We start from the raw sequence: 18,379 nt of genomic DNA, 5'->3' as shown, positions 1-18,379 counted from the left end.
GTTTGACTACTGGTTGTCCTGACAATGCTTGTTTCTATAGACGACTTAATATACTGCGACAGGTTAGGGCTCCTGAGCTGTGTAAATCGCAATGAAATGGTTTAAGCGTGATAGAAACAGGTATTGCGGAAAGTGTTCCATTTTCCGGTCAACAAAATAGTGTTGCATAAAAAACTGCCTTATGTGGGCAGATGGGTCGACTTGTCAGCGAGCTGAGGAACCCTATGGTTTACTCCTATACCGAGAAAAAACGTATTCGTAAGGATTTTGGTAAACGTCCGCAGGTTCTGGACATACCTTATCTCCTTTCTATCCAGCTTGACTCGTTTCAGAAGTTCATCGAGCAAGATCCTGAAGGGCAGTATGGTCTGGAAGCAGCTTTCCGTTCCGTATTCCCGATTAAAAGCTACAGCGGTAACTCTGAGCTGCAGTACGTCAGCTACCGTCTGGGCGAACCGGTTTTTGACGTTAAAGAATGTCAGATCCGTGGCGTGACCTACTCGGCACCGCTGCGCGTCAAACTGCGTCTGGTGATCTACGAGCGCGAAGCGCCGGAAGGCACCGTTAAAGACATTAAAGAACAAGAAGTCTACATGGGCGAAATTCCGCTCATGACCGACAACGGTACCTTCGTTATCAACGGTACCGAGCGCGTTATCGTTTCTCAGCTGCACCGTAGCCCGGGCGTCTTCTTTGACAGTGACAAAGGTAAGACCCACTCTTCCGGTAAGGTCCTGTATAACGCACGTATCATTCCTTACCGTGGCTCCTGGCTGGACTTCGAGTTCGACCCGAAAGACAACCTGTTTGTCCGTATCGACCGTCGTCGTAAGCTGCCGGCTACCATCATCCTGCGCGCGCTGAATTACACCACTGAGCAGATCCTTGACCTGTTCTTCGAGAAAGTGGTCTTTGAAATTCGCGATAACAAGCTGCAGATGGAACTGGTACCGGAGCGTCTGCGCGGCGAAACGGCCTCCTTCGACATCGAAGCGAACGGTAAAGTGTACGTTGAGAAAGGGCGTCGCATCACCGCACGTCACATTCGCCAGCTGGAAAAAGATGATATCAAACATATCGAAGTTCCGGTTGAGTACATCGCTGGCAAAGTTGCCTCTAAAGACTATGTTGATGAATCTACTGGCGAGCTGATCTGCCCGGCGAACATGGAGCTGAGCCTGGATCTGCTAGCCAAGCTGAGCCAGTCTGGCCATAAGCGTATCGAAACGCTGTTCACCAACGATCTGGATCACGGTCCGTACATCTCTGAGACTGTACGCGTCGACCCGACCAACGACCGTCTGAGCGCGCTGGTAGAAATCTACCGCATGATGCGCCCTGGTGAGCCGCCGACTCGTGAAGCGGCTGAAAGCCTGTTCGAGAACCTGTTCTTCTCCGAAGACCGCTACGATCTGTCCGCGGTAGGTCGTATGAAGTTCAACCGTTCTCTGCTGCGCGACGAAATCGAAGGTTCCGGTATCCTGAGCAAAGAAGACATCATCGAAGTGATGAAGAAGCTCATCGATATCCGTAACGGTAAAGGCGAAGTCGATGATATCGACCACCTCGGCAACCGTCGTATCCGTTCCGTTGGCGAAATGGCGGAAAACCAGTTCCGCGTTGGCCTGGTCCGCGTAGAGCGTGCGGTGAAAGAGCGTCTGTCTCTGGGCGATCTGGATACCCTGATGCCTCAGGATATGATCAACGCCAAGCCGATTTCTGCGGCAGTGAAAGAGTTCTTTGGCTCCAGCCAGCTGTCTCAGTTTATGGACCAGAACAACCCGCTGTCTGAGATTACGCACAAACGTCGTATCTCCGCACTCGGCCCGGGCGGTCTGACCCGTGAACGCGCAGGCTTTGAAGTTCGAGACGTACACCCGACCCACTACGGTCGCGTATGTCCAATCGAAACGCCTGAAGGTCCGAACATCGGTCTGATTAACTCCCTGTCCGTGTACGCACAGACGAACGAATACGGTTTCCTCGAGACCCCGTACCGTAAAGTGACTGACGGTGTTGTAACCGACGAAATTCATTACCTGTCTGCTATCGAAGAAGGCAACTACGTTATTGCTCAGGCGAACTCCAACCTGGATGACGAAGGCCACTTTGTAGAAGATCTGGTTACCTGCCGTAGTAAAGGCGAATCCAGCTTGTTCAGCCGCGACCAGGTTGACTACATGGACGTATCCACCCAGCAGGTGGTATCCGTCGGTGCGTCCCTAATCCCGTTCCTGGAACACGATGACGCCAACCGTGCATTGATGGGTGCGAACATGCAACGTCAGGCCGTTCCGACTCTGCGCGCTGATAAGCCGCTGGTTGGTACCGGTATGGAACGTGCTGTTGCCGTTGACTCCGGTGTAACTGCGGTCGCTAAACGTGGCGGTACCGTTCAGTACGTGGATGCTTCCCGTATCGTTATTAAAGTTAACGAAGACGAGATGTACCCGGGCGAAGCCGGTATCGACATCTATAACCTGACCAAGTACACCCGTTCTAACCAGAACACCTGCATCAACCAGATGCCGTGTGTCTCTCTGGGTGAGCCGATTGAGCGCGGTGACGTGCTGGCTGACGGCCCGTCTACCGACCTCGGTGAACTGGCGCTCGGTCAGAACATGCGCGTCGCGTTCATGCCGTGGAACGGTTACAACTTCGAAGACTCCATCCTCGTTTCCGAGCGCGTTGTCCAGGAAGACCGTTTTACCACCATCCACATTCAGGAACTGGCGTGCGTGTCTCGTGACACCAAGCTGGGGCCGGAAGAGATCACCGCCGACATCCCGAACGTGGGTGAAGCTGCGCTCTCTAAACTGGATGAATCCGGTATCGTTTATATCGGCGCGGAAGTGACCGGTGGCGATATTCTGGTTGGTAAGGTAACGCCGAAAGGTGAAACCCAGCTGACGCCGGAAGAGAAACTGCTGCGTGCGATCTTCGGTGAGAAAGCGTCTGACGTTAAAGACTCTTCCCTGCGCGTACCAAACGGTGTCTCCGGTACCATTATCGACGTTCAGGTCTTTACCCGCGACGGCGTAGAAAAAGACAAACGCGCGCTGGAAATCGAAGAGATGCAGCTCAAACAGGCGAAGAAAGACCTGTCTGAAGAACTGCAGATCCTCGAAGCTGGCCTGTTTGGTCGTATCTACGCGGTGCTGGTCTCCGGCGGTATCGAAGCTGAGAAGCTCGATAAGCTGCCGCGCGATCGCTGGCTGGAACTGGGCCTGACCGACGAAGAGAAACAGAATCAGCTGGAACAGCTGGCTGAGCAGTACGACGAACTGAAACACGAGTTCGAGAAAAAACTCGAAGCGAAACGCCGCAAAATCACTCAGGGCGACGATCTGGCACCGGGCGTGCTGAAGATTGTCAAAGTGTATCTGGCCGTTAAACGTCAGATTCAGCCTGGTGACAAAATGGCAGGCCGTCACGGTAACAAGGGTGTTATCTCTAAGATCAACCCGATCGAAGATATGCCTTACGATGAAAACGGCACGCCGGTTGACATCGTACTGAACCCGCTGGGCGTACCGTCTCGTATGAACATCGGTCAGATCCTGGAAACTCACCTGGGTATGGCTGCGAAAGGTATTGGCGAGAAAATCAACGCCATGCTGAAACAGCAGCAGGAAGTCGCCAAACTGCGCGAATTCATCCAGCGTGCCTACGATCTGGGCACCGACGTGCGTCAGAAGGTTGATCTGAATACCTTCACTGACGAAGAAGTTATGCGTCTCGCTGAAAACCTGAAAAAAGGTATGCCGATCGCAACGCCGGTCTTCGACGGTGCGAAAGAGTCTGAAATCAAGGAACTGTTACAGCTTGGTGGCCTGCCGACTTCCGGCCAGATCACCCTGTTCGATGGTCGTACCGGTGAGCAATTCGAGCGCCAGGTTACCGTTGGCTACATGTACATGCTGAAACTGAACCACCTGGTTGATGACAAGATGCATGCGCGTTCTACCGGTTCTTACAGCCTGGTTACTCAGCAGCCGCTGGGTGGTAAGGCGCAGTTCGGTGGTCAGCGCTTCGGGGAGATGGAAGTGTGGGCGCTGGAAGCATATGGCGCAGCATACACCCTGCAGGAAATGCTCACCGTTAAGTCTGATGACGTGAACGGCCGTACTAAGATGTATAAGAACATCGTGGACGGCAACCATCAGATGGAACCGGGCATGCCGGAATCCTTCAACGTACTGTTGAAAGAGATTCGCTCGCTGGGCATCAACATCGAACTGGAAGACGAGTAACTCTCGCTCAAACAGGTCACTGGTGCCGGGGTAAGACCCGGCGCCAGATTGTGCTAACTCCGACGGGAGCAAATCCGTGAAAGACTTATTAAAGTTTCTGAAAGCGCAAACTAAAACCGAAGAGTTTGATGCGATCAAAATTGCTCTGGCATCGCCAGACATGATCCGTTCATGGTCTTTTGGTGAAGTTAAAAAGCCGGAAACCATTAACTACCGTACGTTCAAACCTGAGCGTGACGGCCTTTTCTGTGCGCGTATTTTCGGGCCAGTAAAAGACTACGAGTGCCTGTGCGGTAAGTACAAGCGCCTGAAACACCGCGGTGTGATCTGTGAGAAGTGCGGCGTTGAAGTGACCCAGACTAAAGTGCGCCGTGAGCGTATGGGCCACATCGAGCTGGCGTCTCCGACCGCCCACATCTGGTTCCTGAAGTCTCTGCCGTCCCGTATCGGCCTGCTGCTCGATATGCCGCTGCGCGATATCGAACGCGTGCTGTACTTCGAATCCTATGTGGTTATCGAAGGCGGTATGACCAACCTGGAACGCCAGCAGATCCTGACTGAAGAACAGTATCTGGATGCGCTGGAAGAGTTCGGTGACGAATTTGACGCGAAGATGGGTGCGGAAGCTATCCAGGCCCTGCTGAAGAGCATGGATCTGGAGCAAGAGTGCGAAACTCTGCGCGAAGAGCTGAACGAAACCAACTCCGAAACCAAGCGTAAGAAGCTGACCAAGCGTATCAAACTGCTGGAAGCGTTCGTACAGTCTGGCAACAAGCCGGAGTGGATGATCCTGACCGTTCTGCCGGTTCTGCCGCCAGATCTGCGTCCGCTGGTTCCGCTGGATGGCGGTCGTTTCGCGACTTCTGACCTGAACGATCTGTATCGTCGCGTCATTAACCGTAACAACCGTCTGAAACGTCTGCTGGATCTGGCTGCGCCTGACATCATCGTACGCAACGAAAAACGTATGCTGCAGGAAGCGGTCGACGCCCTGCTGGATAACGGTCGTCGCGGTCGTGCGATCACCGGTTCTAACAAACGTCCTCTGAAATCTTTGGCCGATATGATCAAAGGTAAGCAGGGTCGTTTCCGTCAGAACCTGCTCGGTAAGCGCGTTGACTACTCCGGTCGTTCTGTTATCACCGTAGGTCCATACCTGCGTCTGCATCAGTGCGGTCTGCCGAAGAAAATGGCGCTGGAGCTGTTCAAACCGTTCATCTACGGCAAGCTGGAACTGCGTGGCCTCGCCACCACCATCAAAGCCGCTAAGAAAATGGTTGAGCGTGAAGAAGCTGTCGTTTGGGATATCCTGGACGAAGTGATCCGCGAACACCCGGTACTGCTGAACCGTGCACCAACCCTGCACCGTCTGGGTATCCAGGCATTTGAGCCGGTACTGATCGAAGGTAAAGCTATTCAGCTGCACCCGCTGGTTTGTGCGGCATACAACGCCGACTTCGATGGTGACCAGATGGCTGTTCACGTACCGCTGACGCTGGAAGCCCAGCTCGAAGCGCGTGCGCTGATGATGTCTACCAACAACATCCTGTCTCCGGCGAACGGCGAACCAATCATCGTTCCGTCTCAGGACGTTGTACTGGGTCTGTACTACATGACCCGTGACTGTGTTAACGCCAAAGGCGAAGGCATGGTGCTGACTGGCCCGAAAGAAGCTGAGCGTATTTATCGCGCTGGCCTGGCCTCTCTGCATGCGCGCGTTAAAGTGCGTATCACCGAATACGAAAAAGATGAAAACGGCGAGTTCGTTGCGAAAACCAGCCTGAAAGATACGACCGTTGGTCGTGCCATTCTGTGGATGATCGTACCGAAAGGTCTGCCTTTCTCCATCGTCAACCAGGCGCTGGGCAAGAAAGCCATCTCTAAGATGCTGAACACCTGCTACCGTATTCTGGGCCTGAAACCGACCGTTATTTTTGCGGACCAGACGATGTACACCGGCTTTGCTTATGCAGCGCGCTCAGGTGCATCCGTTGGTATCGATGACATGGTCATCCCGGAGAAAAAATACGAGATCATCAGCGAAGCGGAAGCGGAAGTTGCTGAGATTCAGGAGCAGTTCCAGTCGGGTCTGGTTACCGCTGGCGAACGCTACAACAAAGTTATCGATATCTGGGCCGCGGCGAACGATCGTGTATCCAAAGCGATGATGGACAACCTGCAAACTGAAACCGTTATTAACCGTAACGGCGAAGAAGAGCAGCAGGTCTCCTTCAACAGCATTTACATGATGGCCGACTCCGGTGCGCGTGGTTCTGCTGCACAGATTCGTCAGCTTGCCGGTATGCGTGGTCTGATGGCGAAGCCGGATGGCTCCATCATCGAAACGCCAATCACCGCGAACTTCCGTGAAGGTCTGAACGTACTCCAGTACTTCATCTCCACGCACGGTGCGCGTAAAGGTCTGGCGGATACCGCACTGAAAACGGCGAACTCCGGTTACCTGACTCGTCGTCTGGTTGACGTTGCGCAGGACCTGGTCGTGACTGAAGACGACTGTGGCACCCTGGAAGGCATCACCATGACCCCGGTTATCGAGGGTGGCGATGTTAAAGAGCCGCTGCGCGATCGCGTACTGGGTCGTGTGACCGCTGAAGACGTTCTGAAGCCGGGTACGGCGGACATTCTGGTTCCACGCAACACGCTGCTGCACGAGCACTGGTGCGATCTGCTGGAAGAGAACTCCGTTGACTCCGTCAAAGTGCGTTCCGTTGTATCCTGTGACACCGACTTTGGTGTATGTGCGCACTGCTACGGTCGTGACCTGGCGCGTGGCCACATCATCAACAAAGGTGAGGCTATCGGCGTTATCGCGGCACAGTCCATCGGTGAGCCGGGTACACAGCTGACGATGCGTACGTTCCACATCGGTGGTGCGGCATCTCGTGCGGCTGCTGAGTCCAGCATCCAGGTGAAAAACAAAGGTAGCATCCGTCTGAGCAATGCGAAGTCGGTTGTGAACTCCAGCGGTAAGCTGGTTATTACTTCCCGTAATACCGAGCTGAAGCTGATCGACGAATTCGGTCGTACCAAAGAGAGCTATAAAGTACCTTACGGCTCCGTTATGGCGAAAGGTGATGGCGAGCAGGTTGCCGGCGGTGAAACCGTAGCAAACTGGGATCCGCACACCATGCCGGTTATCACCGAAGTGAGTGGTTTTGTCCGCTTCACTGACATGATTGACGGTCAGACCATTACTCGTCAGACCGACGAGCTGACCGGTCTGTCTTCTCTGGTGGTTCTGGATTCTGCAGAGCGTACCACTGGCGGTAAAGATCTGCGTCCGGCGCTGAAAATCGTTGATGCTCAGGGCAATGACGTTCTGATCCCTGGCACCGACATGCCTGCGCAGTACTTCCTGCCGGGTAAAGCAATTGTTCAGCTGGAAGATGGCGTCCAGATCAGCTCTGGTGACACCCTGGCGCGTGTACCGCAGGAATCCGGCGGTACCAAGGACATCACCGGTGGTCTGCCGCGCGTTGCCGACCTGTTCGAAGCGCGTCGTCCGAAAGAGCCGGCAATCCTGGCTGAAATCAGCGGCATCATTTCCTTCGGTAAAGAAACCAAAGGGAAACGTCGTCTGGTTATCACCCCGGTAGACGGTAGCGATCCGTACGAAGAGATGATTCCTAAGTGGCGTCAGCTCAACGTGTTCGAAGGTGAACGCGTAGAACGTGGTGACGTGGTTTCCGACGGTCCGGAAGCGCCGCACGACATTCTGCGTCTGCGTGGCGTGCATGCTGTGACTCGTTACATCGTTAACGAAGTTCAGGACGTATACCGTCTGCAGGGCGTTAAGATTAACGATAAGCACATCGAAGTTATCGTTCGTCAGATGCTGCGTAAAGCGACCATCGAAAGCGCCGGTAGCTCCGACTTCCTGGAAGGCGAACAGGTTGAATACTCTCGCGTTAAGATTGCTAACCGCGATCTGGAAGCGAACGGCAAAGTGGGTGCAACATTCTCCCGCGATCTGCTGGGTATCACCAAAGCGTCCCTGGCAACCGAATCGTTCATCTCTGCCGCATCGTTCCAGGAGACCACCCGTGTCCTGACCGAAGCAGCCGTTGCGGGTAAACGCGACGAACTGCGTGGCCTGAAAGAGAACGTTATCGTGGGTCGTCTGATCCCGGCCGGTACCGGTTATGCGTACCACCAGGATCGTATGCGCCGTCGCGCAGCGGGCGAACTGCCAGCAGCGCCGCAGGTCAGCGTGGAAGAAGCTTCTGCTAACCTGGCAGAACTGCTGAACGCGGGTCTGGGTGGTTCTGACAACGATTAATCGTTGATTCGCTAAACGCTCAAAAAGCCAGTCAGGTCACCTGACTGGCTTTTTTATTGCCTGCCAGTTTATTCTGTCTACTTTTTTATTACATTTTATTGATGTAATAGCTGCAATTAATTAGCAAATATAAACCACTCCTATAATGATTTATTTCCATGACTGTTTTTCATCTTCAATGAAAGGGTGAAAATTCTACGCGTGTCAAAAAATAAGCACCGCAAACGCTATATAGTCAAAAAACTAAAATAATCATGTGATTACTTTCCCGGTTCTTTTCGGTTTACCGCAGCCGAGGGGATTGTTACGCCTGTTAAAAGGCGATGGAGGAGGTGAACTAATAAAAACAAAGCGGAGAGTATTGTCGTTATTTAATGGATAGCTTCTGGGGGATGTATGGAATTTGCTATACAACTTATCATTATCTTAATTTGTTTGTTCTATGGTGCGAGAAAGGGCGGCATTGCGCTCGGTCTTTTAGGCGGTATTGGGCTAGTTATCCTGGTCTTTGTTTTTCACCTGAAGCCTGGAAAACCGCCCGTCGATGTCATGCTGGTTATTATCGCCGTCGTGGCGGCATCGGCGACGCTGCAGGCTTCCGGTGGTCTAGACGTGATGCTGCAGATTGCCGAGAAACTCCTGCGGCGAAACCCGAAATATGTCTCGATCGTCGCGCCATTCGTCACCTGTACGCTGACGATTCTTTGCGGCACGGGGCACGTGGTATATACCATTCTGCCGATTATTTATGATGTCGCCATCAAAAATAACATCCGTCCGGAGCGACCCATGGCCGCCAGCTCGATCGGCGCACAGATGGGGATTATCGCCAGCCCGGTTTCCGTGGCGGTCGTCTCGCTGGTGGCAATGCTTGGCAACTTTACCTTTAACGGCAAGCACCTTGAATTTCTCGACCTGCTGGCGATAACCATTCCGTCCACGCTGCTGGGGATTCTGGCCATTGGTATCTTCAGCTGGTTTCGCGGCAAAGACCTCGATAAAGACGAAACCTTCCAGGCCTTTATTGCGGTACCGGAAAACCGTCACTACGTGTACGGGGACACGGCCACGCTGCTGGATAGAAAGCTTCCGACCAGCAACTGGATTGCGATGTGGATTTTTCTGGCCTCAATCGCGGTTGTCGCCCTGCTCGGCGCCTTCTCCGAACTGCGTCCGGCATTCGACGGTAAGCCGCTGTCGATGGTGCTGGTGATCCAGATGTTTATGCTGCTCTCCGGGGCGCTCATCATCATCATTACGAAAACGAATCCGGCTTCGATCTCCAAAAATGAGGTGTTCCGTTCCGGGATGATCGCTATCGTTGCCGTGTACGGCATCGCGTGGATGGCGGAAACGATGTTCGGCGCGCACATGACCGAGATTAAAGGCGTGCTCGGGGAGATGGTGAAGGAGTACCCGTGGGCCTACGCTATCGTTCTGCTGCTGGTATCGAAGTTTGTTAACTCCCAGGCGGCTGCGCTGGCGGCGATCGTCCCGGTGGCGTTGGCGATTGGCGTCGATCCGGCCTACATCGTCGCTTCCGCGCCCGCCTGCTACGGCTATTACATTCTGCCGACCTACCCAAGCGATCTGGCGGCGATTCAGTTCGACCGCTCAGGTACTACGCATATCGGCCGCTTTGTGATTAACCATAGCTTTATTCTGCCAGGGCTCATTGGCGTCAGCGTCTCATGCGTCTTTGGCTGGGTATTTGCAGCGATGTACGGATTTCTTTAAGAGGATACGGGCGCCGGTAGCGGCGCCTGTTAAGTCGTTGACGTTATTGTGCGAGCGGAATTCGGCGATAGAGCTCAATCATGTCGGTAGCCAGATCCTGAATGACCATCGCGTTCATCAGGTGGTCCTGAGAGTGTACGGTAATCAGGTTAACCGGAAGCTTGCCGCTGCCTTCATCCATGCCAATCAGCTGGGTCTGGATTTTATGCGCATGCTTGACGAATTCATGGGATTCCGCCATTGCCTGTTCGGCCGCAGCAAAATCGCCTTTACGCGCCAGCTGCAGAGCGGTTAACGCCGAGCTGCGCGCAGAACCGGCGTTAACCAGCAGCTCCATGATGATCGTTTCTAAATCTTCCATCTCTTACTCCATCAGCTTCAGGGCTTTATCAAGCACGGCATCGCCTTTCATCATGCCGTAATCCATCATATCGATGACGGCGACTTTTTTACCAAACGGGTCGGCCATTGCCTGTAGCTTGGCCTGCTCGTACTTCACCTGAGGGCCGAGCAGGATAATATCGGCAGCGGCAAGATTATCTTTAAACTCGGCAACCGGTACGGCTTTGATGGAGACTTCCACGCCTTTTTGTTGCGCAGCGGCCTGCATACGTTGAACCAGCATGCTGGTGGACATTCCTGCGGCACAGCATAAAACGATATTCTTCATAATTGTTGGCCCTTATGTTCCTTGATGTACCATCTTTATCGCGGGCAGGCGGGCGGGACAACCGCTTTACGGTGATTGTGTGTAAGTCATCACAAAATAATGAAACCGGTTTCGGTTTTGGGGGCGAAAACGCTAAAAGCCGCGTCCGACAGGCCTGAAACGGTGGGCTCTGTTAAGCGCGGACGATGCGATTCTTGCCCTGCTGCTTGGCTTTATACAGCGCTTCATCAACGCGTACGACAAGCTGCTCCAGGGGCTCCATATTCCATTCCCCCAGTCCCGCGCTGAAGGTGACCGTTAGCCCTTCTTCACGCCAGGAGCGCTGCGCAACGCGGGCCCGCCAGCTCTCCAGCAGCATCAGGGCGTCATCGCTATGTCCGGTGGTAAAGATCACCGCAAACTCTTCGCCGCCGTAGCGGTAAAGCGAAATTTGCAGGGGCTGGAGGATTTGCAGCCCTTCCCGGGCGACATTGCGCAGCACGATATCGCCGTTGAGGTGACCCCAAGTGTCGTTTATCGTTTTGAAGTTATCAATATCAACCAGCGCAAGAGAGAAGGGCTGATGATCGTTCATCAGCGCGGCGATATCGCTGTCAAAGGCGCGGCGGTTCTTGCAGCCGGTTAGCGCGTCGATGGTCGCCTGGCGAACGTAGGTTAACTCGCGCTGCTTATTGCTCTCGATGGCTTTGCTGAGCATCGCTTCCAGCCGCGGGGCGCGCTGAACATCCCCGGTTTTAATCGCATTGATGATGTTCATCAACACCGTACGTGAAGCATGGCGCAGATACAGTCCAAACAGCACGATAACGATCGCGGCCAGGGCAAAGCTCCAGGCGACGATATCCGTTTCATGGCGCGTTAAGTTGACCAGCGTCGAGTTATCGACCCGATAAATAACAAACCAGTCGGGGTTGGTAAAGGAGTAGTAATAGTACCAGGTGTCCGTATTGGTGTCGTAAAGCTGGCCTTCGCCGCTGGTCATTCTGTCCATCAAGGCTTCACTGACGTAGGGTTTAAATAAAGCGCCAGGGTCGGGATGGAGAACGACTTTACCATCGCGTTGCACCACAAAAAATTCCCCCTGGACCGGTGCAACCATCTGCCGTAACGCGTAGCCCATTGAGGTGAGATCGAGATGAAACGCGAGACTGCCCTTTAGCCGCCCCTCCGGGGAGATAATGGGTTTGTAGACGGTAATCGTCGGATGATGCGTGAAGTAGTCGTTGTACGGGCTGGTATACAGACTGAAGGTACTGGCTTCCGCTTGCTTAATAAACCACGGCCTTGTTTTGGCATCGAAGGACTGGCTGTCTTCCGTCTCCAGAACCTCGGGCGCGCGCAGATAGTGCCCATTGGTATCCGCCAGCGAGATGGACGAAACGGTCTGCATCATATTTTGCAACTGCATAAGCTGCATCAACCCTTTTTCCGGATTGACGTTAACCGCCTCATTCAGCGCATCGTTGCGGGCAAAGAAAGTGGCGGCACGGGTGAGGATAAAGTCGTTGCCCTGCAGCAGCGTCTCCGTGTAGTTGGTCGCCATATTGTGGGTAAAATTGCGATTAATATGATGATAATCTTCGAGAAAATCATTCCCCTGCGTCGTCGTGGCAAACACCGCTATCAGCAAGAAGCTGAATAAAATACCTGCAAATCCGATGATAATCGGCGTGGTGAAAGAGAGCTTTCTATTATGACGAGCCATGAGTCGTAAATCGTTCCAGAAGCGTTAAACCGTGGGTGGAGACGCAGGTTTAGCCAGCATGCCTGCTGAGCGAATCAGATAAAACTCCGGTAATTATAACGCTGACGTTGTGATATGGACTGATTAATATTCGATATTGATGGAATTACCGTTGCCGCAAAGAGGCGGGAGCAGGGCGAAAAGGAGGAAGAGTGAATATTCGCCCTGGCCAGCGTCCGCTGCTGACAGGGGCAGAATAGAGAAACGGGAACAGGGCCACAATCTCCCGTTTCTCTTATTACGATCGTGCATGAAGAACGTTTAAGAAATTACATTCGTTATCATGACGATTGGGAGGCGCGTCCCAGCCAGCTGTCCCAATCCTTCCATACCGGCTGTAGACCGCTGGCCACCAGCGCGCTGGCGACCTCTTCCGGGCGGCGGTCATCGTGAGGCGCGAACTGCTCCAGCTCCGGATGGTTATCGGCATACCCGCCGGGCTGGGTTTTCGAAAAGGCGCTGACGTTGTTGATGGCCAGCGGGATCACCCGATCGCGGAACCAGGGGGATTCGCGGGTGGAGAGCGAGAGTTCCACTTCCGGAGCCAGCAGGCGGAAAGCGCAAATAGTTTGCACCAGCTGCCGTTCATCCATTAATGAGGCGGGCTCGATACCTCCCGCGCAAGGCCGCAGTCGTGGGAAGGAGATGGAGTAGCGGCTGCGCCAGTAATGCTGCTGGAGCCACAGCAGATGCTCCGCCACCATAAAGCAGTCCACCCGCCAGCTGTCGGAAAGGCCAATAAGTGCGCCAAGGCCAATTTTATCAATCCCCGCCTGCCCAAGCCTGTCCGGCGTATCCAGCCGCCAGAAGAAGTCCTGCTTTTTCCCTTTCAGATGGTGTTTCGCATACATGCTTTCATGATAGGTCTCCTGATAGACCATCACCCCGTCCAGACCGAGGGTTTTCAGCTCGGCGTACTCTTCCATCGCCAGCGGCTGGACCTCCATATGCAGCGAGGCGAACTGGCGGCGAATCGCGGGCAGATGTTGACGAAAGTAGTCCATGCCGACCTTGCCCTGATGTTCGCCGGTCACCAGCAGCAGATGCTCAAAGCCCATTTCGCGGATCGCCGCGCATTCACGGGCTATTTCCGCCTCATCCAGAGTCTTGCGCTTGATGCGGTTACTCATTGAGAAACCGCAGTAGGTACAGTCGTTGGCGCAGAGATTAGAGAGATACAGCGGGACATAAAAGCTGACGGTATTACCAAAACGCTGGCGAGTCAGGCGCTGAGCGCGCTGGGCCAGAGGCTCCAGATAGTCCGCGGCGGCGGGGGAGAGCAGGGCCATCATATCGTCGCGGCTGAGCTGTTTGGCTGCCAGGGCGCGTTCAACGTCGGCGGGAGTTTTCCCGTTGATTCGCAGGCGAATATCGTCCCAGTCCAGCTGCCGCCAACGGTCAGTGAAGGTGTTCATATCCGCGCCTCCAGAAAGCCGGTCAGCGGGCTGGTGGCCTGCGCCTGCGCGCTGCGCGCGCCCGGGCCTGCCTGTCGGGCCAGCAAGCCGGCATCGATTGCTAAACGGAAGGCCCGCGCCATGGTTACCGGATCGTCGGCAACGGCGATGGCGGTATTCACCAGTACCGCGTCAGCGCCCATTTCCAGCGCCTGCGCCGCGTGACTCGGCACGCCAATACCCGCGTCAACGACTACCGGCACCGTGGCCTGCGCGATAATAATCTCCAGCATCGCTTTAGTTTCCAGTCCCTGATTGGAGCCGATGGGCGCGCCCAGCGGCATCACCGCCGCGCAGCCCGCTTCTTCGAGGCGCTTGCACAGCACCGGGTCGGCGCCGCAGTAGGGCAGCACCACGAAGCCTTCCCGTACCAGAATCTCCGCCGCTTTCAGCGTTTCGATCGGGTCGGGGAGCAGCCAGCGGGCGTCCGGGTGAATTTCCAGCTTTAGCCAGTGGGTGCCCAGCGCTTCCCGCGCCAGACGGGCGGCAAATACCGCCTCTTCCGCCGTTTTAGCGCCGGAGGTGTTGGGCAGCAGGCTAACGCCGGCCGCCAGCAGCGGCGCGAGGATCGCGTCATTATGCTGACGGAGATCGACGCGCTTCATCGCCAGCGTCACCAGCTGGCTGCCGGAGGCGCGAATGGCCTCCACCATGACGTCGGGGGCGGCGAATTTACCGGTGCCGGTGAAAAGATGTGACTCAAAGGTTTTATCCGCAATACGTAACATGTCAGCCTCCAGCGATAACCTGAAAAAGCAGGATTTGATCGCCTTCCTGTAAGAGATGATCTTCCCACCGTTCACGCGGCAGGATGCGTTGATTGAGCGCCAGCGCGACGCCCGGCTGCTGCTGTTCCAGCTGCGTGAGCAGATCGGCGACGGAGGTCGCTTCGGCGCACTGCAACGGTTCATCGTTAAACCATATCCGCATGCTGCCCTCCGCATACCGGACAGCCCTGAGCCCGCTGGAGCGCGAGAGTGCGCCAGCTGCTGGTTCGGGCATCGAACAGGCGCAGCGTGTTCCGCGGGGCCATCATGCCGGCGAGCAGCTTGATGGTCTCCAGCGCCTGTAGGGTACCCATCATGCCAACCACCGGACCGATAATGCCCGCCGTACGGCAGTTGCGCTCAGGCTCGTTAGCGTCCGGCCACAGACAGCGATAGCAGCCCTGCTCCCACGGCGGCGTCAGTACCATCAGCTGCCCCCCAAGCCCGACGGCGCTGGCGGTAATCAGCGGCGTTTTAAGCGCGACGCAGGCGGCGTTGATCGCCTGTCGGGTCGCCATGTTATCGGTGCAATCCAGTACCACATCGGCCTTCGCCACTTCATCCCGCAGGGCCTTTCCGCCTAACCGCTGCTTCAGCGCAATCAGTTCAATCTGCGGATTTAACTGAGCCAGCCGGGCCCTGGCGGCCGTGGTTTTAGGCTGAGCGATATCCTCGCTGGTGAACAAAATTTGTCGCTGCAGGTTACTGACGTGCACGTCGTCGTCATCGACCAGCACCAGCGTGCCGACGCCAGCGCCGGCAAGATAGAGCGCGGCGGGAGAGCCCAGCCCGCCGAGACCCACGATCAACACCCGGCTGGCCAGCAGCATTTGCTGGCCTTCAATGGCGATATCCTCCAGCAGCAGCTGGCGGCTATAGCGCATAAAATCGCTGTCATTCATCACCGGCTCCCGCTATCTCGAGCAGCCGGGCCGTTGCCTGTCGCCAGTCGGCCGCCTGAGTAATGGCGCTGACCACCGCAACGCTGCCGACGCCGGTCGCCAGTACCGCCGGGGCGCGCTCAAGGCTGATGCCGCCAATCGCCACGGTTGGATAATCCCCGAGTCGCTGAATATGCTGCGCCAGCTGATCCAGCCCCTGAGGGGCGGAAGGCATCTGCTTGGTTTGCGTTGGAAAAACGTGCCCAAGCGCGATGTAAGAGGGACGCGCCGCCAGCGCGATATCAATTTCCATATCGTCATGCGTCGAAACGCCAAGACGCAGCCCGGCGTTGCGGATGGCGCTGAGGTCGGTCGTTTCCAGATCCTCCTGGCCTAAATGCACGCCGTAAGCCTGATGTTTGATGGCCAGGCGCCAGTAATCGTTAATAAACAGCCGCGCATGGTATTTGCGTCCCAGGGCGATAGCGGCAACGACATGCTCTTCAACCTCACTATCGCGTTTATCCTTGATGCGCAGCTGGAGAGTGCGAACGCCCGCGGCCAGCAGGCGTTCGATCCACGCGACGCTATCGACGACTGGATAAAGCCCCAGGCGGAAAGGGACGGATGGAAAATCGGGTTGATACATCAGGCTTCCTCCTTACGTAGATAGATTTCACCGCCGCGGGCGCGAAAGTTATCCGACATATCGGCCATCCCCACTTCGATGGTCTGCGCGGCGGCGTAGTCGCGAACTTCCTGGCTTATCTTCATTGAGCAGAATTTAGGGCCGCACATGGAGCAAAAGTGGGCCACTTTGCCTGACTCCTGCGGCAGGGTTTCGTCGTGGTAAGCGCGCGCGGTGAACGGGTCGAGCGCCAGATTAAACTGATCTTCCCAGCGGAACTCGAAGCGCGCTTTCGACATGGCGTTATCGCGGATCTGCGCGCCGGGGTGGCCTTTGGCGAGATCGGCGGCGTGGGCGGCAATTTTGTAGGTAATCAGGCCCTGCTTAACGTCTTCTTTATTCGGCAGGCCGAGGTGCTCTTTTGGCGTCACGTAGCAGAGCATCGCGCAGCCGAACCAGCCGATCATGGCGGCGCCAATTCCCGAGGTGAAATGGTCATAGCCCGGCGCGATATCGGTGGTTAGCGGCCCTAAGGTGTAGAACGGCGCTTCGTGGCAGTGCTCCAGCTCTTCGGTCATATTGCGCTGAATCATCTGCATCGGCACATGGCCCGGGCCTTCGATCATCACCTGTACGTCATACTCCCAGGCGATTTTGGTCAGTTCGCCCAGGGTGTGCAGTTCGGCGAACTGCGCTTCGTCGTTGGCATCCTGAATCGAGCCGGGACGCAGGCCGTCGCCCAATGACAGCGAGACGTCATAGGCGGCGCAGATTTCGCAGATTTCGCGGAAATGCTGGTAGAGGAAATTCTCTTTGTGATGGGACAGGCACCATTTCGCCATGATTGAGCCGCCGCGGGAGACGATGCCGGTCAGGCGCCTGGCGGTCATCGGCACGTAGCGCAGCAGCACGCCCGCATGGATGGTGAAGTAGTCCACCCCCTGTTCCGCCTGCTCGAGCAGCGTATCGCGGAAGGCTTCCCAGGTGAGATCTTCGGCGATCCCGTTGACCTTCTCCAGCGCCTGGTAGATCGGCACCGTACCGATCGGTACCGGACTATTGCGCAGGATCCACTCGCGGGTCTCGTGAATATAGCGGCCGGTGGAGAGGTCCATGACCGTATCCGCTCCCCAGCGCGTCGCCCACACCAGCTTCTCGACCTCTTCTTCAATCGACGAGGTGACCGCCGAGTTGCCGATATTGGCGTTAACCTTCACGAGGAAGTTGCGGCCAATAATCATCGGTTCGGATTCCGGATGATTAATATTGGCCGGGATAATCGCGCGCCCGGCGGCGACTTCAGCCCGCACAAACTCCGGGGTGATATTCTCCGGCAGCCGCGCGCCAAACCCAACGCCCGGATGCTGCTGGCGCAGCACTTCGCCACGAATACGCTCGCGGCCCATATTCTCACGAATGGCGATGAACTCCATTTCCGGGGTGACAATCCCCTGACGGGCGTAGTGCAGCTGCGTCACGCATTTCCCGACGATGGCGCGCCTGGGCGTGAGCAGGCCGGTAAAGCGCAGTTCGTTGAGGCCATCATCCGCCAGCCGCTCTCTGGTATAGGCCGAGCTGCGATCGCTGAGTGCTTCGCAGTCGCGGCGCGCATCAATCCACGGCTGACGCAGTTTTGCCAGACCCTGCTGAACGTTAATCGCGACGTGCGGATCGCCATAGGGGCCGGAGGTGTCATAGACCGGAATAGCTTCGTTCGCTTCGTACTGAGGATTATCTTTGCTGCCGCCGATAAGCGTCGGGCTTAGCTGAATTTCGCGCATCGGTACGCGAATATCTTCCTGCGAACCGGGGATATAGATGCGCTGCGAATTGGGAAATGCGGTACCTTCCAGGGTGTCGATAAAGCGCTGGGCGCGTTCGCGTTGCTCTCGACGCGTGAGTTTGGTTGTAGACATAGCTCATTCCAGTTAAACAGGATATGGCT

The 18,379-nt window shown here is 55.7% G+C and carries 12 protein-coding genes; 3 read left to right on the top strand and 9 right to left on the bottom strand.

The features are described 5' to 3' along the window. Positions 1-224 precede the first annotated feature (224 nt). From rpoB to dcuB, 3 genes are all read left to right on the top strand, one after another. Positions 225-4,253 (top strand): DNA-directed RNA polymerase subunit beta, encoded by a 4,029-nt coding sequence (rpoB, locus tag JLG71_RS26245; protein ID WP_004097647.1) that lies wholly within the window; start codon positions 225-227, stop codon positions 4,251-4,253. Between the two features lie 76 nt (positions 4,254-4,329). Further along, positions 4,330-8,553, top strand: coding sequence for a DNA-directed RNA polymerase subunit beta' (rpoC, locus tag JLG71_RS26240; RefSeq protein WP_004097649.1), 4,224 nt, complete (start codon positions 4,330-4,332; stop codon positions 8,551-8,553). Between the two features lie 396 nt (positions 8,554-8,949). Beyond that, positions 8,950-10,290 carry an anaerobic C4-dicarboxylate transporter DcuB gene (gene dcuB, locus JLG71_RS26235; RefSeq protein WP_004097650.1) on the top strand — a complete coding sequence of 447 codons (1,341 nt, stop codon included), beginning with the start codon at positions 8,950-8,952 and terminating at the stop codon, positions 10,288-10,290. Positions 10,291-10,333: 43 nt separating this feature from the next. Here dcuB and JLG71_RS26230 read toward each other — a convergent pair whose 3' ends face one another. From JLG71_RS26230 to thiC, 9 genes are all read right to left on the bottom strand, one after another. Beyond that, entirely contained in the window at positions 10,334-10,651 is a 318-nt protein-coding gene (locus JLG71_RS26230; protein ID WP_004097651.1) for a PTS lactose/cellobiose transporter subunit IIA, read from the bottom strand. A 3-nt stretch (positions 10,652-10,654) separates the two neighbouring features. Then, positions 10,655-10,960 (bottom strand): PTS sugar transporter subunit IIB, encoded by a 306-nt coding sequence (locus tag JLG71_RS26225; protein ID WP_004097653.1) that lies wholly within the window; start codon positions 10,958-10,960, stop codon positions 10,655-10,657. A gap of 172 nt (positions 10,961-11,132) precedes the next feature. Next, entirely contained in the window at positions 11,133-12,665 is a 1,533-nt protein-coding gene (locus tag JLG71_RS26220; protein ID WP_200913900.1) for a sensor domain-containing diguanylate cyclase, read from the bottom strand. A 320-nt stretch (positions 12,666-12,985) separates the two neighbouring features. Next, complete coding sequence (gene thiH / locus JLG71_RS26215; protein WP_014227494.1) at positions 12,986-14,119, bottom strand: 2-iminoacetate synthase ThiH; 1,134 nt, start codon at positions 14,117-14,119, stop codon at positions 12,986-12,988. Continuing rightward, positions 14,116-14,886, bottom strand: coding sequence for a thiazole synthase (gene thiG / locus JLG71_RS26210; RefSeq protein WP_014227495.1), 771 nt, complete (start codon positions 14,884-14,886; stop codon positions 14,116-14,118). Before thiG ends, thiH begins: the two co-directional genes overlap by 4 nt. Before the next feature lies 1 nt (position 14,887). Further along, on the bottom strand, positions 14,888-15,088 hold the full coding sequence (gene thiS / locus JLG71_RS26205) for a sulfur carrier protein ThiS (RefSeq protein ID WP_025107534.1): 201 nt from the start codon (positions 15,086-15,088) through the stop codon (positions 14,888-14,890). After that, positions 15,072-15,827 (bottom strand): HesA/MoeB/ThiF family protein, encoded by a 756-nt coding sequence (locus JLG71_RS26200; protein ID WP_200913899.1) that lies wholly within the window; start codon positions 15,825-15,827, stop codon positions 15,072-15,074. The genes thiS and JLG71_RS26200 overlap by 17 nt, the downstream gene beginning before the upstream one ends. Further along, positions 15,820-16,455, bottom strand: coding sequence for a thiamine phosphate synthase (gene thiE, locus JLG71_RS26195; RefSeq protein ID WP_025107532.1), 636 nt, complete (start codon positions 16,453-16,455; stop codon positions 15,820-15,822). The genes JLG71_RS26200 and thiE overlap by 8 nt, the downstream gene beginning before the upstream one ends. Beyond that, positions 16,455-18,350, bottom strand: coding sequence for a phosphomethylpyrimidine synthase ThiC (gene thiC / locus JLG71_RS26190; protein ID WP_025107531.1), 1,896 nt, complete (start codon positions 18,348-18,350; stop codon positions 16,455-16,457). The genes thiE and thiC overlap by 1 nt, the downstream gene beginning before the upstream one ends. Between the last annotated feature and the right edge of the window lie 29 nt (positions 18,351-18,379).

The sequence above is a fragment of the Klebsiella michiganensis genome, from assembly GCF_015139575.1.
Taxonomy (GTDB): Bacteria; Pseudomonadota; Gammaproteobacteria; order Enterobacterales; family Enterobacteriaceae; genus Klebsiella; species Klebsiella michiganensis.
This window is presented reverse-complemented; position numbering and strand designations above follow the sequence as displayed.

What these genes read in the sequence shown, in the direction of transcription:
- rpoB (WP_004097647.1), top strand. Translation starts at nt 225, where the DNA reads ATGGTTTACTCCTATACCGAGAAAAAACGTATTCGTAAGGATTTTGGT.
- dcuB (WP_004097650.1), top strand. Translation starts at nt 8,950, where the DNA reads ATGGAATTTGCTATACAACTTATCATTATCTTAATTTGTTTGTTCTAT.
- JLG71_RS26230 (WP_004097651.1), bottom strand. Translation starts at nt 10,651, where the DNA reads ATGGAAGATTTAGAAACGATCATCATGGAGCTGCTGGTTAACGCCGGT.
- JLG71_RS26225 (WP_004097653.1), bottom strand. Translation starts at nt 10,960, where the DNA reads ATGAAGAATATCGTTTTATGCTGTGCCGCAGGAATGTCCACCAGCATG.
- JLG71_RS26220 (WP_200913900.1), bottom strand. Translation starts at nt 12,665, where the DNA reads ATGGCTCGTCATAATAGAAAGCTCTCTTTCACCACGCCGATTATCATC.
- thiH (WP_014227494.1), bottom strand. Translation starts at nt 14,119, where the DNA reads ATGAACACCTTCACTGACCGTTGGCGGCAGCTGGACTGGGACGATATT.
- thiG (WP_014227495.1), bottom strand. Translation starts at nt 14,886, where the DNA reads ATGTTACGTATTGCGGATAAAACCTTTGAGTCACATCTTTTCACCGGC.
- thiS (WP_025107534.1), bottom strand. Translation starts at nt 15,088, where the DNA reads ATGCGGATATGGTTTAACGATGAACCGTTGCAGTGCGCCGAAGCGACC.
- JLG71_RS26200 (WP_200913899.1), bottom strand. Translation starts at nt 15,827, where the DNA reads ATGAATGACAGCGATTTTATGCGCTATAGCCGCCAGCTGCTGCTGGAG.
- thiE (WP_025107532.1), bottom strand. Translation starts at nt 16,455, where the DNA reads ATGTATCAACCCGATTTTCCATCCGTCCCTTTCCGCCTGGGGCTTTAT.
- thiC (WP_025107531.1), bottom strand. Translation starts at nt 18,350, where the DNA reads ATGTCTACAACCAAACTCACGCGTCGAGAGCAACGCGAACGCGCCCAG.